The sequence below is a fragment of the Ideonella sp. FW305-24 genome, from assembly GCF_058788035.1.
The window spans coordinates 100,150-114,062 of the sequence record NZ_JBYTAI010000016.1; the positions used below are offsets into that span (position 1 = coordinate 100,150).

15 protein-coding genes are annotated in these 13,913 nt (G+C 68.2%); 4 read left to right on the forward strand and 11 right to left on the reverse strand.

Annotated elements, in window-relative coordinates; genetic code table 11:
- Positions 1–52: 52 nt before the first annotated feature.
- Entirely contained in the window at positions 53–253 is a 201-nt protein-coding gene (locus AC3WR5_RS29230) for a heavy-metal-associated domain-containing protein (protein ID WP_231011856.1), read from the forward strand.
- A 1-nt stretch (position 254) separates the two neighbouring features.
- A complete protein-coding gene (locus tag AC3WR5_RS29235; protein ID WP_231011857.1) occupies positions 255–584 on the forward strand; it encodes a high-potential iron-sulfur protein in 330 nt (109 codons plus the stop codon).
- A 48-nt stretch (positions 585–632) separates the two neighbouring features.
- On the opposite strand, the gene AC3WR5_RS29240 is transcribed toward AC3WR5_RS29235, so the two are convergent.
- The 8 genes from AC3WR5_RS29240 to AC3WR5_RS29275 all read right to left on the reverse strand — a co-directional run bounded on the left by AC3WR5_RS29240 (position 633) and on the right by AC3WR5_RS29275 (position 8,245).
- Positions 633–1,499, reverse strand: a complete 867-nt coding sequence (locus AC3WR5_RS29240) for a transporter (protein WP_492489116.1) — start codon at positions 1,497–1,499, stop codon at positions 633–635.
- A gap of 156 nt (positions 1,500–1,655) precedes the next feature.
- The gene (locus AC3WR5_RS29245; RefSeq protein ID WP_492489059.1) at positions 1,656–2,339 is read right to left on the reverse strand and encodes an energy-coupling factor ABC transporter permease; all 684 of its coding nucleotides are present in this window, start codon (positions 2,337–2,339) and stop codon (positions 1,656–1,658) included.
- A 79-nt stretch (positions 2,340–2,418) separates the two neighbouring features.
- A complete protein-coding gene (locus tag AC3WR5_RS29250) occupies positions 2,419–2,856 on the reverse strand; it encodes a nitrile hydratase accessory protein (RefSeq protein ID WP_492489061.1) in 438 nt (145 codons plus the stop codon).
- Complete coding sequence (gene nthB, locus AC3WR5_RS29255; protein WP_492489063.1) at positions 2,853–3,506, reverse strand: nitrile hydratase subunit beta; 654 nt, start codon at positions 3,504–3,506, stop codon at positions 2,853–2,855. The genes AC3WR5_RS29250 and nthB overlap by 4 nt, the downstream gene beginning before the upstream one ends.
- A gap of 25 nt (positions 3,507–3,531) precedes the next feature.
- Entirely contained in the window at positions 3,532–4,155 is a 624-nt protein-coding gene (nthA, locus tag AC3WR5_RS29260) for a nitrile hydratase subunit alpha (protein ID WP_141286903.1), read from the reverse strand.
- Between the two features lie 54 nt (positions 4,156–4,209).
- Positions 4,210–5,724, reverse strand: coding sequence for an amidase (locus tag AC3WR5_RS29265; RefSeq protein WP_492489065.1), 1,515 nt, complete (start codon positions 5,722–5,724; stop codon positions 4,210–4,212).
- Positions 5,725–6,004: 280 nt separating this feature from the next.
- Positions 6,005–6,928, reverse strand: a complete 924-nt coding sequence (locus AC3WR5_RS29270; protein WP_492489067.1) for an AraC-like ligand-binding domain-containing protein — start codon at positions 6,926–6,928, stop codon at positions 6,005–6,007.
- A 69-nt stretch (positions 6,929–6,997) separates the two neighbouring features.
- Entirely contained in the window at positions 6,998–8,245 is a 1,248-nt protein-coding gene (locus AC3WR5_RS29275) for an acyl-CoA dehydrogenase family protein (RefSeq protein WP_492489069.1), read from the reverse strand.
- Positions 8,246–8,744: 499 nt separating this feature from the next.
- Here AC3WR5_RS29275 and AC3WR5_RS29280 point away from each other — a divergent pair, with 499 nt between their 5' ends.
- Positions 8,745–9,719: a helix-turn-helix domain-containing protein gene (locus tag AC3WR5_RS29280; protein ID WP_492489071.1), complete on the forward strand. Its 975-nt coding sequence runs from the start codon at positions 8,745–8,747 to the stop codon at positions 9,717–9,719.
- Between the two features lie 110 nt (positions 9,720–9,829).
- The gene (locus AC3WR5_RS29285; RefSeq protein ID WP_492489073.1) at positions 9,830–10,471 is read left to right on the forward strand and encodes an antibiotic biosynthesis monooxygenase; all 642 of its coding nucleotides are present in this window, start codon (positions 9,830–9,832) and stop codon (positions 10,469–10,471) included.
- Between the two features lie 238 nt (positions 10,472–10,709).
- Here AC3WR5_RS29285 and AC3WR5_RS29290 read toward each other — a convergent pair whose 3' ends face one another.
- From AC3WR5_RS29290 to flhF, 3 genes are read right to left on the reverse strand one after another with little or no spacing between them, the layout of a single operon-like run.
- Complete coding sequence (locus AC3WR5_RS29290) at positions 10,710–11,423, reverse strand: RNA polymerase sigma factor FliA (protein WP_141286913.1); 714 nt, start codon at positions 11,421–11,423, stop codon at positions 10,710–10,712.
- 18 nt (positions 11,424–11,441) lie between these two features.
- Positions 11,442–12,227, reverse strand: coding sequence for a MinD/ParA family ATP-binding protein (locus AC3WR5_RS29295; RefSeq protein ID WP_492489075.1), 786 nt, complete (start codon positions 12,225–12,227; stop codon positions 11,442–11,444).
- A 23-nt stretch (positions 12,228–12,250) separates the two neighbouring features.
- Complete coding sequence (flhF, locus tag AC3WR5_RS29300; RefSeq protein WP_492489077.1) at positions 12,251–13,891, reverse strand: flagellar biosynthesis GTPase FlhF; 1,641 nt, start codon at positions 13,889–13,891, stop codon at positions 12,251–12,253.
- Positions 13,892–13,913 lie beyond the last annotated feature (22 nt).

Sequence of the window (13,913 nt, forward strand, 5' to 3'; positions counted from 1 at the left end):
GCATAGGCGGATGGCCCCGCCACTTTCTTCATCCACATCAAAGGAGCCCACCATGGTGGCATTCGAAGTCAAGGACATGACCTGCGGCCATTGCGTGGCCAGCGTGACCCGCGCCGTGCAGGCGGTGGATGCGCAGGCCAAGGTGCAGGTGGACCTGGCGCAGCACCGCGTGGAGATCGAAACCGGCAGCGCACCGCTGCAGGCCCTGCAGGCCGCGATCGAAGACGCCGGCTTCACGCCGGTGCCGGTCTGACATGAACCGCCGCGAGGCCCTGGCCCGGGTGCCGCTTGGCACGCTCGCGGCCTTCACCGCAGCCGCCACGCTGCGCGCCGGCCCGGCCGCCGCGCAGCAGCTCAGCCACCTGCAGGAAGACGACCCCACCGCGGTCGAGATCCACTACAAGCGCGATGCGAGCAAGGTCGACCGCGCCAAGGTGCCCAAATACGTCCCGGGTCAGACCTGCGCCAACTGCAGCCTCTACGCCGGCGCGCCGGGCGATACCGATGGCGGCTGCGGGCTGTTCATCGACAAGGACGTGGCGGCTGCCGGCTGGTGTGACGCCTGGGACAAGAAGGCGGGCTGAGCTGCGCTCACGGGGACGAGCGCCTGCCGCCGCCCCCGCAAAGACGCGTCAGAAGACCTGCAGCAGCCGCAGGTTGACGCGGGCGTTTTCCTTGAAGCCGTTCTCCACCTTGAGGTCCCGCCCGAGGGAAACGAGCAGTTGCGTGGTCGGGCGGATGAAATAACTGCCGCCCAGGCTGAGCTTGCGCTGTTGCGCCTGGTCATCGCTGTCCACGCCGTTCACCCGATCCTCCCCGCCCCAGGTCTGCGACAGGCCGACGAAGCCGTTGAGTCCCGGCGCGAACTGGTAGCGCAGATAGGCCTGCCCCTGGTAGAGCGGCTTCTGGTCGAGCGTGGCGCTGGTGGCGCCGAAATCGTTGTTCTTGCCGTGGAACATCACATCCCCGGTCAAGTCGACGGACCACTTGTCCGTGAGCCCTTTGACGAAGCCCACCTGCAGGTCGAACTTCCAGCGGTTCTCGCCCAGGTTGAGCGAGCGGCCGCTGTCGTAGCTGCCCGTGGGCAGGAACAGATAGGGCGCGATGGCGAGGTAAGTGGGAGACGCGGCATCGTTGACCAGCCACACGGGCGCGGCCAGGATGATGTCGCCCAGGCCGCTGGTCTTGCCCAGCGCCTCGGTGGCGCGCCCGGCGTCGAGCCGGCCGAAGGGCAGCAGGATCTGGGGGGCGACGGTCAGCCCGCCGATGCTTGTGTAATGCACCAGCCTGGCGATGCCGACGTCCGAGACCAGCAGCGGGTCGCTCACCGACTGGCTTCCATGCGCGTAGAGGCTGTTGCGCTCGGCATGCTGCAGGTACAGCAGCCCGGTCGTGGTGCCTTCCGGCGCCGGGACGAAATCGCCGGCGTCCACGTCGACGGCCTGCGCGGTCATCGGCGCCAGGGCCGACATCAGCAGACCCAACATCAGCAGGCCCATCAGGGACTGCACCTTCTTGCTGCGGGGCAACGGCAGACCGGGCCTGGCTTGCGACGGCTGGCCGCTCCTGCGGCCGCCGCGGGGGAATGCGGGGGTCATCATGCAACTCCTGTGGGGGCCGAACTTGCCGAAGCAGGTTCGGCCAAGCGGGGAACTTCAGAGCGCCTCGGCGTGGTGAAGCCGGTGCTCGAACATCGGCGTGCCTTGCAGGCGTGCAGCGCGCTTGGCGATGGCCAGCACGGCCAGGTCAACCAAGGGTTCGACCAGGATCACCGTCATGTAGGCGCTGCCGAAAGTGGCAATCGTCGTCAGGTTCTCCAGCGTGAGGCCTCGGCCATAGACGGCCCAGAAGGCCACCCAGCCGACGATGCCCGCCTGGTAGACGGTGGACAGCGCGAGCGCCTGCCGGTAGCGCAGGTCGACGTACGGCGTGTCGGGCTTGACGATGCGACGGGCCAGGGCCGAGATGGCGAACAGCGGAACGAGCAGGGTCGTGACGTTCATGCCGTATTGCGGCAAGTCGAACGGCGCGAAGAACAGGCCCTGCAGCAGCAGGCCAAGCGCAAGGCCGGTGGCCGCAGGTGCGGCACCGAACAGCAGCAGCAGCGTCGAGCCGAGGATGAGATGGACCTCGGAGACACCGACGGGCTGGTGCGGCAGCACCTCGAAGAAGCAGAACACCAGGGCCGTCGTGACGGCAGTGCGTCCCAGCAGCGAGAGGGCACCACGCTGGCGCAGCGCGGCTGCGGCCAGATGCAGGGCGTAGGCGCCCGCCCCCGCCGCAGTGACATAGCTCAGGCCGATTTTTCCGGCATCTACCAGGCCAGGTTCGATGTGCATGATGTTTCCTTTGCCACCGCGTCGGCGGCTTCAGTGATGAACGAAGGTGAGAAAGCGAAAGGGGCTTGGACCGCGGTTCTCAGCCCGCGCAGGCCAGGCTGACGGCCACCGGCACTCGTCGAGGTGTGTGCTCATGCGCATGGGCCGGAGGGCAACTCGCGTTGACCAATGACACCGGCTGTCCGTGGGGCGTATGGAGGTAGGCCAGCCGCCACTCCGAGGCACGGCGAGCGATATCGTCTTCCGCAGCCAGGCCCAGGGAGGCGACCAGCCGCTCCATCGCCGGAACCCACTGGCGGTAATAGGTGTCGTTGACGCTCTCACCAGGCAGGGCCGGCGCGGCCTTGATCTCTTCGCTGAAGATCCGCACCCAATCAGCCCATGGGAAGAGCCCGGCCTGGTGCAGCTTGACGACGAGGCCGAATGCCTCGGCCTGCCAGGGCTTGTCGAACGCCGGGCCCTCCCCGTCCAGCCGCGAGGCCGTGACATCGAGGCCGCTGTCAATGCCGGTGTTCATGCGGCCTCCAGGTAGCTGTCCCACAGGTCGATGCACACGCTGTCGGGCCGGTTCACGCCCCACAGTTCCTTCGCGGTGAAGCGCACGGCGTACACCTGCTGGGGTTGCTCGCCCTGTCCATGTGCCATGGTGTCCGGTGTCGCGAAAGCGCCGTGGACGATCTCGACGGTGCCGACCTTCCCGCGCGCATAGCGTGGCAGCCGCGTGTGCGTGAGCGGGTTCAGGTTCTGGGCCCGGACCCGGTCTCCTGCGTGGAAGCGGCCCGGCACGTCCTCCTTGGCCCGCGCAGAGGCGCCACCCAGCACCACCGGCTGAACCATGTCGACGGTCAGCACCGGCGGCGGCACGGATGGCTTGGCAGGACGGGCCTCGCCGCGCAACTCGGCGGCGGTGATCATGCCCTTCTCCATCAGCAGCGTTTCGAAGGCGTGCAGCCAATGCTCGTAGTAGCTGCCGTCCAGGTAATGCACCGGCGCCATGCGCTCGATGGCGTGGCGAAACTCGTCCACGTTGAAATGCCCGCCCACGTACAACGAGGCAAAGAGGGGGAAGGTCCGTCGCTCCCATTCGTGATGGAACCGCGGTTCGTCCTGCGGCGGATCGATGGGACCCATGCCGTGCATGCCGCCCAGGTCGTGAATGCCATTCATGCTGTGCTCCTTGTCGTGGAAGGGTTCAAACAGCGGCAGGCTGCCTGGCCAGGCCAGTGCCGATCATCGAGTCGCGCGTGACCAGTTCGGCCAGTTGCGCCTCGCTCCAGCCCTCGGTGTCGGCCGGGCGTTCCGGCAGCACGAGGTAGCGCAACTCGGCGCTGCTGTCCCAGACGCGAACCTCCCTGTCGTCAGCGATGCTCAGACCGAACTCAGCCAGGACGCCGCGCGGATCGATCACGATGCGTGACCGGTAGGGCGCGGCCTTGTACCAGACCGGCGGCAGGCCCAGGGTGGGCCAGGGGTAGCAGGAGCACAGCGTGCACACGGTCACGTTGTGGACCTGCGGGGTGTTCTCGACCACCACCATGTCCTCGCCCTGCACGCCCGAGAAGCCCAGTTCGGCAATGGCCTCGGTGGCGCCGCTCAGCAGGCGCGCCTTGTACGCGGGGTCGCTCCAGGCCTTGGCGACCACCTGCGCCCCGTTACGGGGGCCGATCTTGTGCTCATAGGTGTCGATCAGCGCGTCCAGCGCGGCCGGATCGATCAGGCCCTTCTCCGTCAGCAGGGACTCGAGTGCCTTGACGCGCAAGGCCATCGCATCCGGCGGCTGCGTATGGTCATGGTCATGGTCGGGGGGAGAGCTCATGGTTGGGCCTTTCTGTGCGCGATGAATCCGGGAAGGAAGGGAAACGAAACAGCGTCAGAGCGTCTGCCAGTCGACGCTGGCTTCGAAGGCTGCGGCGGCCTGGTAGATCGTGCTTTCTGCGTGGTGGCGGCCCACCAGCATCAAACCGATCGGCAACCCGTCGACCAGGCCGCAAGGGAGGGTCATGGCGGGATGGCCGGTGATGTCCTGCGGCGCGGTGTTGCCTATCATTTCCAGCGCCCTCGCCGCGTACTCGGTGATCGAGCAGCCGGGCTCGGGATGCGGCTGGGCGGCGAACGGCACCGTCGGCATGACCAGCAGGTCGTACTGCGCCAGCGCCTGGTCGTAACCGGCCCGGGCGCGGCGCGCGATGTTCTGCGCCTTGGCGTAGTAGCGCCCGTTGTAGCGCTCCAGGCCGTACTGGCCGACGAACATGCAGACCTTGAGCGAGGCCGACAAGGCATCGGCCTGCTCGTGCCAGCCGGTGTGCCGGTCCAGCAGCGCCACGTCGTACTGGCCCTTCCAGTTGAAGCCCATGCCGTTGCCGTGCATCATCTGCATGGTCAGCCCCTCGCAACCGATGGGGCTCCACAGCGCGCCGGCCAGGCCGTGGGCCGGCACCGAGACCTCTTCGACGCGCGCGCCCAGGCCCTCGAACCTGGCGATGGCATTGCGCACCTTGTCGGCCACCCGCGGGTCCAGGTTGGCGAGCTGGAAGCCTTCGCTGAGGATGCCGATGCGCAGGCCATCGGCGCCGCGCCCCAGCGCCTCGGTATAGGCATCGACCTTGGGCGCCGCCTGGCGCGGATCGAGCCCGTCGGCCCCCGCCATGACCTCCAGCATGAGCGCGTTGTCGCGCACGTTGGCGGTCATCGGCCCGGTGTGGTCCAGGGTGGACTCGATGGGCATGATCCCGGTGTAGGGCACCAGCCCGTGCGTTGGCTTGAGGCCGTAGATGCCACACCACGCCGCGGGAATCCGGACCGAGCCGCCCTGGTCGCCGCCCACCGCCAGGTCCACCTCGCCAGCGGCCACCAGCACGGCGCTGCCGGAAGAGGAGCCGCCCGACGAATGGCCATGGCGGCGCGGGTTGTGCACCGGCGCGGGATCCGAAGTGTGGCTGCCACCCGAGAGGCAGAAGTGCTCACAGGTCGCCTTGCCGACGATGGTGGCGCCCGCGTCCAGCAGCCGGGTGGCCACGGTGGCGTCATAGGCCGGGACGAAGCCTTCGAGCGTCGAAGACCCGTTCATCATCGGCACGCCTGCCAGCGCAATGTTGTCCTTGAGCACCACCGTGCGGCCGGCCAGCTTGCCCACGGTCGCACCCTTCACCTCGGTCTTGCAGGCCCAGGCGTTGTAGCGGTTCATGTCACCGCTGGGGCGATGGCCGGCGGCGCGCGGATAGCGCAGCTCGGGCACTTCGTCGGGCAGCTCGTCGATCAGGTCGTAGGCGTCGAAGCTGGGCTGCATCAGCGCCAGGTACTCGCTGGCCTCCTCGGGCGTGAGCCGCATGTGAAGACGGCTTGCAAGCGCCGCAAGCTGCTCGGTCGTGGGACGGTCGATGGCCATGTATGCCTGCTCCTGGTTCCGGTCGGCCAGCCGATCCGGAAACTGAAAACGAAAGATGAAGGATGCACACATCGAAGGCGGGAGGGGCCACAGGCCCCGCTCGTTTTCGTGCAGCGGGTTGATGCCATGGTTGGCCAAACCGGGTGCCGGCGCTTGCTTCAGAAGGACATGCGCTTGACGAGGAATGACAAGCTGCGGGGCTGTCGGTTTCACGGCGCCGGGCGCGTGCCTGACGCGCAACGCGACCTGCCGAAGCACGCAGCGGCGGTCGCCGCCAAGCTCAATGCGACAGCAGGCTCTGCGGGGTGTAGCCGTAAGCCACACGGAACACGCGGCTGAAGTGGGACAGGTCGGTGAAGCCGCAGCTCAAGGCTGCCGTCGTCACGCTGTCGGCCTGTCTTTCAGCCAGCGCGCGATGGCTGGCCTGCAGGCGCGCCCGGCGCAGGACTTCCATGGGGGTCTGGCCGTGGCGCGCAAAGGCACGCGCGACGGTGCGCTCGCACACGTGGTGCGTCTGCGCCAGCGATTGCAGCGTCAAACCGGTGTCCGCGAAGTTCTCGCGGATATGGGCCACCAGGCGCGCGTAGAGATCCCGTTCCCTGACCACGGTCCTCGCGTCCGACGGCATGTCCAGGTGCAGCGAGAGCACATCCAGCAGCGCACTTCCGTAGCGGGCGGCAGCATCCGCATCGGAGAATTCGGTGCGCGCGGCTTCCTCGATCATCGAACGCACAGCGGCGCCCCCCGGCCGCCGGGGGTCGATCAGTTGGGCCGTCATGCGGTCTGCGCCGGGCACGCGGCTGAGCATGGACTTGCGCGGCAGGCGCACCACGCACACCTTCTCCGGCGCCATGTCGAACTCGAAAGGCCGCGTCGCGTCGTACAGGGCCATGTCGCCGCTGCGCAGATGCGCCTGGCGTCCGTCCTGGCTGATGCGGGCTTCGCCACTGACCATGTAGGCCAACCACAGGTCGTCGTCCGGCCGGATGCGGATGTGGTGCGCGTCCCGCCGCCAGTGATGCAAGGGCGCGGACATGATGCTGACACCCACGGTGCCCGCCGCTCCGACATGCAATTTGCCGTCGAACGGCCTCTCGCTGAGCGACTTGCTGTCCGCCAGCAGGCAATGGCGGCAGACGACCTCGTTCCAGTAGTCGAAGCGCCTGGGCGCGTCAACGATCTCGGTAGCGTATTGGAGCTTCATCGGCGTGACCCTCGGCGATGTCAAACGGACAGACGGTCAGACGGTCGAACAATCAAGCGGCGGCAGGCCTCATCCACGCGCCTCGGCCGAGGCCATGGGGTTGTAGTCCGGCGAGCGCAGCAGCGCATGCAGCTGGCGGCGGCGCACGCCCATGTTGCCGCCGTCGTACAGCGGGAAGCACAGCGCGTCCTGCATCAGGCCGGCCAGCGGGTGCATGTCGGTGTAGGCATCCACGCCGACCACGCGCATGGTGTCGTACACCGCCTGCACGCACAGTTCCGAGCAGTGCACCTTGGTGATGATGGCCAGCTCGCGGCTGCGGCCCTCGGTGAGGTCGAGCTGGTGGCAGGCTTTCCAGGTCAGGTAGCGCGCGGCCTCGATGCGCATCTTGATGTCGGCCAGCATGAAGCCGACGTTCTGGTGCTCGATCACCGGCACCGTGCCGGAACGCTTGTCGCTGCGGGCGAATTTCAACGCCACGTCGAAGGCCGCGCGCATCACGCCCACGCAGGCCGCGCCGATCAGCGCCGCTGTCCATGCGAAGGCACCCTCCACCATGGCGATGCCGTCGCCGGGCTTGCCCACGATGTTGGCGGCCGGCACGCGCACGTTGTTGAAGTGGATGCGCGGCGAGATCGTCGCGCGGTGGCCCACGGTGTCGAGAATGCCCACGATCTCGATGCCCGGCGTGCCGCCCGGCACCATGACGACCGCCAGCGAATCCTGCGGCGGCAAGGCCGGGTCGGTGCGGCAGATGACGCTGTACAGGTGCGCGCCCTTGCCGTCCCAGCCGGTGCCATTGGTGGTGTAGTGCTTGGCGCCATTGATGACCCATTCGTCGCCTTCGCGCCGGGCAAAGGTCTGCACGCCGACGGACGGGTCGGGGTTGTCGTAGTTGGCCCCGCCGGTGACTTCGGTGAATGCCAGTGCGGCCAGGCGCGAGCCGTCCTCGGCGAAGTCCGGCAGGAAGCGCTGCTTCTGCGCCTCGGTGCCGTGATGCAGCACCGCATGCAGTCCCAGGCCGGTGCCCAGCAGGGCGGTTGGCACGTTGACATCGACGGCGGCGAGCTCTTCGGCTGCCAAAGCGAAGTCCAGCGTGCTGAGTGCGGTGCCGCCGATCGAGGCCGGCAGCAGCGCCTTGACGAAACCGGCGTCGGCCATGGCCTTGTAGAACGGGCGCGTGGCGTAGAACCGGTCCTCGGGCCGGGGGATCGGGGCGATGGTGGGCGCGACCTTGCGCAGGACCTCGGCACCGAACGCACGCGCGCCCATTTGCAGGCCCTGCTGCGCCTCGGAGAGCTGGAAATCGATAGCCATGCGAAACGACCTTTCTTGCGGGAGTTGGGGAAAGCGACGATGGATCGTAGGCAGGGGGTCTGCTGTCATCTCGCCAGTCCATGCAGGCCCAATTGATGATTCGCGCAAGCACGGCAGCGCCGCCCTCCACCGCTCTCGCCAAGGCGCGGGCACGCCCGTTCGCGCCACCGCCGGCACGCGATGGCCTCCGTGCTCTGGCCCGGACCTTGCATCTTTTCGGTCCGCAGGCGCCTGGATCCGGGCCTGCGCCACCTGCCACCGCACCGGCGTGCGAAAAGGCTGCACCGAGATGACGCAGCCTGCGCGCGCCTCGTGCACAGCATGGGCACACGCTGCAAGCCCGTCACGCCATGAGTTGTCTTTTCGTGCAAGGCCAGTTGACGATCTGTGCAAAGCGAGCACCCACATGACGCGCTTGAACGGCATGCCATGCCGCGCCACCGCCGAGCGGCGCCCGCGCCTGACATGGGCCGCGCGTGTGCCCGCGGAGTAGCCAGCAATGCAGCGGGTCTGGACCACCGAAGCCTGTGCGCAGCACGAGCGATTCAGCTACTGGCGCGAGGTCCTCTGCCAGGCCTTTGTTTCGCTCAATCCCGTCCTCAAGCAAAGCGACCCAGGGCCCGATTTCACCGGCGAGGCCAGTTCCAGCCCGCTCTCGCTGAGCATGCAGACCCGCGTGTTCTCACGCAGCCAGTTCGTCCAGCGCCGCTGGGACGAGATCCGCCGCAATCCGGTCGAGTTCTGCTTCGCGAACTTCCAGTTGGAAGGCTCGTGCGTGGTTCGCCAGGATGGCCAGGAAACGCTGGTATCGCCTGGCGACTTCTCGATCGTGGACAGCACGCGGCCGTATTTCCTCGACTTCCGTGAGGACTGGCGCGTGCTGTCGTTCCGCATCCCCAGGAACCAGCTTGTGTCCCGGCTCGCGGCACCGCACCAGGCGACTGCACGCTGCGTCAGCGGACAGACCGGGCTGGGCCTGGTCGCAGCCCGCTTCGCCCGGTCGCTGGAACAGGTGGGCGCCGCCACCAGCATCAGCGCGCAGGACGGGCTCAGCGCCGCGCTCAACGGCATCATCACCACCGCGCTGGGCGCGACGCTGGAGGCCCAGGAACAGGACCGGCTGCCGGTGCGCGCAGCCTTTCGCCAGGCGGTCGAGACCTACATTGCCGACCACCTGATGGAGCCACAGCTCGGGCCGGACCAGCTTGCCGCGCGCTTCCGGGTTTCCCGCCGCACGCTCTACGGCCTGTTCGAGGAGGCGCCGCTGTCCGTCAGCAGCCTGATCCGGGAGCTGCGCCTGCAGCGCAGCGCCAGCGACCTGCGCAGACCCGGCCATCCGGGCGTCCTGGCGGTGGCCTTGCGCTGGGGCTTCAACGACGCCTCGCACTTCTCCCGGCTGTTCAAGCAGCGCTTCGGCGTCTCTCCGCGCGGGTTCGCTGCCGGCCAGGCTGCCGCTCGGGAAGACGACCGCTGAGAGCCTGAGGCGGGCGCTGGCCACTTCTTGCGCAAATCCACCGCAGTGGGGAGGGCTGCATCGGCCATTTGGCCGAAGCCTGGCCGGGCCTTTTGCGCCCACAGTGCGGCATGGACACCGCTCGCATTCCCCCGGCACATGCCACCGATGAAAGACGCCCGGAACTGCGCTCTGCAGACCTGCTTCAGGTCGTGGCCAGCGAACTGCCTCAGGCCGAAATGATCACCGCGGTGATCCGCCAGCGTGTGGACCCCGCCCGGCGCGGCGACTATGAGGCCTGGCTGCACCGCATCATCCTGGTTGCCGCCCGCTTTCCCGGCCACAGAGGCGCCCACGTCATTCCGCCGTCGCCAGGCGAGACGCTCTACACGATCACCATCCAGTTCGACACCATCGCCCATGCCGACGACTGGTTTCGCTCCGAGGCGCGCCAGGCGCTGCTCCGAGAAGCCGAGCCCATGCTGACCGGCCCGGAGGAAGTGAAGACCGTCACCGGACTGGAATTCTGGTTCGAGCCGCGCGCCGCCATGCCGGCGCCACGCCGCGCGAAGCAGGCGCTGGCCACGCTGTCGGTGATCTATCCGCTGACCACCGCGCTCGGCCTGCTGATCGGCCCCCTGGTCCACGGCTGGCCCACACCTTGGGGCCGCCTGGCCGGCAACCTGGCCGTCTCCACCGCCACCGTGCTCCTGATGACCTACCTGATCATGCCGCGCTACACCCGCCTGCTGTCGCGCTGGCTGTCGCGGTAGGCACGCGGCACGGGCCGCCCAAAAAGAAAGCCCCGGGCCGGACATCAGCGCGGGGCTCTAACGACTTTTCGCAAGTCGGAGGAGGAGTCAACACGAAAACAATGCGATCAACCCGGGTGGGTTGAGACTGCCAACATCAGAGTGCCGAGGACTGCCTGGTGGTTGTGCCACTGGTTCCCAACAACGGCTCTTTCGACGGGGCTGGCCGTGCGCAAGGCACGGCCGAAAAAACGGGGGCTTACCAGGCGCGCAGCTTGACCCGCAGGCGGGCGATGGATTGGCTGTGCAGCTGGCAGACGCGGGATTCGGTGACGCCGAGCACGGCGGCGATTTCCTTCAGGTTCATGTCGTGCTCGTAGTACATGCTCATCACGTACTGTTCGCGCTCGGGCAGGTTCTTGATGGCTTCGACCAGGGCCTCGCGCATGCGGTGGTCCTGCAGCATGGCCAGCGGGTTGGCTTCCGCGTCGGCCACGTGGCGGTCCAGGTACTCGTCGCCGCCTTCGTCGCCCGACATGTCTTCCAGGTAGACCAGCTGGGTGCCGCGCACCTTGGTCAGCGTGTCCTGGTAGGCGTCCAGCGAGACGCCCATTTCCTTGGCGATTTCGCTTTCCTGCGGTGGGCGGCCCAGCTGCTGTTCGAGTCGATGCACGGCGGCTTCGATCTCGCGCTGCTGGCGGCGGTTGCCGCGGCTCATCCAGTCGGTGCCGCGCAACTCGTCGAGCATGGCGCCGCGGATGCGCTGGGTGGCGAAGGTCTCGAACTGCACGCCCTGGCCCACGTCGAAGCGGCCCAGCGCATCGTTCAGTCCGATCATGCCGACCTGTATCAGGTCGTCGATCTCGACGTTGGCAGGCAGCTTGGCAATCATCTGGTGCGCGAGGCGGCGCACCAGAGGGCTGTACTGCTTGAGCAACGCATTGGCGTCGAGACGGCCGGTGGCGGTGTACATGAATGCAGTCTCCGTCTATCAATCCAGGGAAAGTGAGGCGCCCTGGCCGGCAAGTGCCGGGCTGGGGGCGAAGGAGGAAGGCGCGGCCAGACCGGTCAACTGGTCTTCCGCCAGCTGGGACAACTCGGGCGAGGCGGGCTTGTTCAGGGAAACGTCACGGTCGACCGCAGCCCAGTTGCGCATTGCGGCGGCCAGGAAGTTGTCGGCGCAGCTGGACAGGCGGTCGGCCACGCGCTCGGCGCGGCGCGGCCGCGAGGCCATGCCGACCAGCAGGTCAAAAGCCATCAGCCCCAGGCGCTGCGAGAGCAGCTTCATCGCGGCATAGGCCTCGGTGAGGCTGACCGATTCGAGCCCCGCCATCAGGATGGGGCAGACCTCGCGCGCACCCAGCAGGCGGCACAGGTCGCGCGCCTCGGCGTGCACGATGATGACGTGGGCAAACGGCGCGGCCTGTTCCACCGCCGCCAGCCAGGCTTCGCTGGAGCCGCGGCTGTTGACATGGCGGCGCGGCAGGCCGCGGGCGGCCAGGTAGGAAACGCTGTCGCCCAGGCGTTCAATGCAGGACGGCAGGTCCATGTCGACCAGCTCGTTGGGCAGCGGCGAGCTGTCTGCGGCGTCCAGCACCAGGGCATGGGCACCCAGCTCGGCAAAGGCCAGGCTGAGGCGCTCCAGCATCACGGCGGCCATGTCGACATGCGGGTTGGCGACGACCGGCACGATCTGCACCTGCTGGCCGGAAAAGAGGCGGCGCAGGCCATCGGCCTGGTCGGCGGTGGTGGAAGCGTTGGAGGTGAAGGCGTTCATACGGCTACTGGCATTCACTGGGGTTACAGGCGCTGCATCGGCGCGGCACCGGGCGCGGCGGCCGGGCGGTGCAGGGCCGAGAAGACCAGCTGCACGTCGTTGGCATCGATTCGGTAGGCCGCGCTGCCGCCGCCACGCATCGCGCGGTGCATCAGCGCGTTGGCCGACAGGCGGTGCCAGTCTTCCGGCACGCGCTGGCCGTTGGCCACGCCCAGCACCTTCATGCGGTGGCGGATCACGGCGTCCAGCGCGGGGGCCAGCTTCACGGCTTCGTCGAGCTTGGAGAGGATCACGCCCTTGCATTGCGCGGCGCGCCAGGCGGTCATCACGTCGTCAATGGTTTCGCCTTGCGACGAAGCGTCCACCACCAGCAAGCGCTGGATGGAACGGTGCTGCAGCATCTCCAGCAGTTCGCGGCAGCGCGCATCGCGCTGGGCCATGCCGGCGGTGTCGATCAGGACCATCTTCTTGCCCGACAGCAGGTCCAGCAGGTCTTCCAGCGAAGCGCGGTCATGGGCGGTGTGGACGGGCACGCCGAGGATGCGGCCATAGGCGCGCAGCTGCTCGTGGGCGCCAACACGGTAAGCGTCCAGCGTGATCAGGCCGAGGTGGTTGGCGCCGTGCGCGGTGGCAAAGGCGGCGGCCAGCTTGGCGGTGGTGGTGGTCTTGCCCACGCCGGTGGAGCCGATCATCGCGAACACGCCGCCCTGCTCTTCCAGGGCCGGCTCTTGCTCACCGGTCAGCAGGTTGCGCTCCAGCACGGTGGTGGCCCAGGTCAGTTCGTCGCTGGTGCCGGCAGGCAGGGACTCGACCAGCTTGCGCGTCAGGCCGGGCGTGAAGCCGCAGTCCATCAGCTTTTGCGACAGCACGGCCTGGCGCGGCTCGCGCTGCAGCTTTTCCATGAAGGCCAGCGTGCCGAAGCGTTCTTCGATCAGGCCCTTCATCGAGCGCAGCTCGTTAACCATGTCGATCTGGTCGCGTTGCTGGCCGACCGGCTCGCCCAGCGTGGGAATGTCCATGCCCAGGTGATCGGGCTGGCGGCGCACCGGGCCGCGGCGCACCGGTGCCGTGGGTACCGGCACCGACATGCGGGCCGACAGCGTGGGGGCCTGGGCCAGCATGGCTGCGGTGGGCGCCGGGGCGCGCTGCGGCTGCTGGATGGGTGCCTGGGCGCGGGCCATGGCCTGCGGTTGCGGCGCGGGTGCCTGCGGTTCGTGTTGCGGCTCGGCGCTGCTGTCGATCGCGGCCTGGCGGCGGCGCAGCATGCGGTCGCGCACATAGTCCTGGAAGGACAGCGTGCTCATCGCCAGCTGTTCGACGTCGTCGTTCACGCCAGCGCTCAGGTCGTGTTCCATCGGCGAAGGTTCGGCAGCCGGCGGCGGCAGGCGGTCGGCCAGGCGGCGGCCGGGCGCGGCACGCTCGGCCTGCAGGCGCTCGGCGCGCGCAGCCAGCGATTCACGGGCGGCCGGGCGGCCAGCAGCCGGCGCGGCGGCCTGGCTGGAGACACGCTCCAGCTGCTCGACCGAGTCCGGCGCCATGGCCAGCACTTCCATGCCTTCGGCGCAGGGTTTGGTGGACAGCACAACCGCGTCTTCGCCAAAGGCCTGGCGCACCAGGGCGAAGGCCTCGCGCGACGTGCGCGCGGTGAATCTCTTGACGTTCATGCTGCTTGCTCCTGCGAAGCCA

What these genes read in the sequence shown, in the direction of transcription:
- AC3WR5_RS29230 (WP_231011856.1), top strand. Translation starts at nt 53, where the DNA reads ATGGTGGCATTCGAAGTCAAGGACATGACCTGCGGCCATTGCGTGGCC.
- AC3WR5_RS29235 (WP_231011857.1), top strand. Translation starts at nt 255, where the DNA reads ATGAACCGCCGCGAGGCCCTGGCCCGGGTGCCGCTTGGCACGCTCGCG.
- AC3WR5_RS29240 (WP_492489116.1), bottom strand. Translation starts at nt 1,499, where the DNA reads ATGGGCCTGCTGATGTTGGGTCTGCTGATGTCGGCCCTGGCGCCGATG.
- AC3WR5_RS29245 (WP_492489059.1), bottom strand. Translation starts at nt 2,339, where the DNA reads ATGCACATCGAACCTGGCCTGGTAGATGCCGGAAAAATCGGCCTGAGC.
- AC3WR5_RS29250 (WP_492489061.1), bottom strand. Translation starts at nt 2,856, where the DNA reads ATGAACACCGGCATTGACAGCGGCCTCGATGTCACGGCCTCGCGGCTG.
- nthB (WP_492489063.1), bottom strand. Translation starts at nt 3,506, where the DNA reads ATGAATGGCATTCACGACCTGGGCGGCATGCACGGCATGGGTCCCATC.
- nthA (WP_141286903.1), bottom strand. Translation starts at nt 4,155, where the DNA reads ATGAGCTCTCCCCCCGACCATGACCATGACCATACGCAGCCGCCGGAT.
- AC3WR5_RS29265 (WP_492489065.1), bottom strand. Translation starts at nt 5,724, where the DNA reads ATGGCCATCGACCGTCCCACGACCGAGCAGCTTGCGGCGCTTGCAAGC.
- AC3WR5_RS29270 (WP_492489067.1), bottom strand. Translation starts at nt 6,928, where the DNA reads ATGAAGCTCCAATACGCTACCGAGATCGTTGACGCGCCCAGGCGCTTC.
- AC3WR5_RS29275 (WP_492489069.1), bottom strand. Translation starts at nt 8,245, where the DNA reads ATGGCTATCGATTTCCAGCTCTCCGAGGCGCAGCAGGGCCTGCAAATG.
- AC3WR5_RS29280 (WP_492489071.1), top strand. Translation starts at nt 8,745, where the DNA reads ATGCAGCGGGTCTGGACCACCGAAGCCTGTGCGCAGCACGAGCGATTC.
- AC3WR5_RS29285 (WP_492489073.1), top strand. Translation starts at nt 9,830, where the DNA reads ATGGACACCGCTCGCATTCCCCCGGCACATGCCACCGATGAAAGACGC.
- AC3WR5_RS29290 (WP_141286913.1), bottom strand. Translation starts at nt 11,423, where the DNA reads ATGTACACCGCCACCGGCCGTCTCGACGCCAATGCGTTGCTCAAGCAG.
- AC3WR5_RS29295 (WP_492489075.1), bottom strand. Translation starts at nt 12,227, where the DNA reads ATGAACGCCTTCACCTCCAACGCTTCCACCACCGCCGACCAGGCCGAT.
- flhF (WP_492489077.1), bottom strand. Translation starts at nt 13,891, where the DNA reads ATGAACGTCAAGAGATTCACCGCGCGCACGTCGCGCGAGGCCTTCGCC.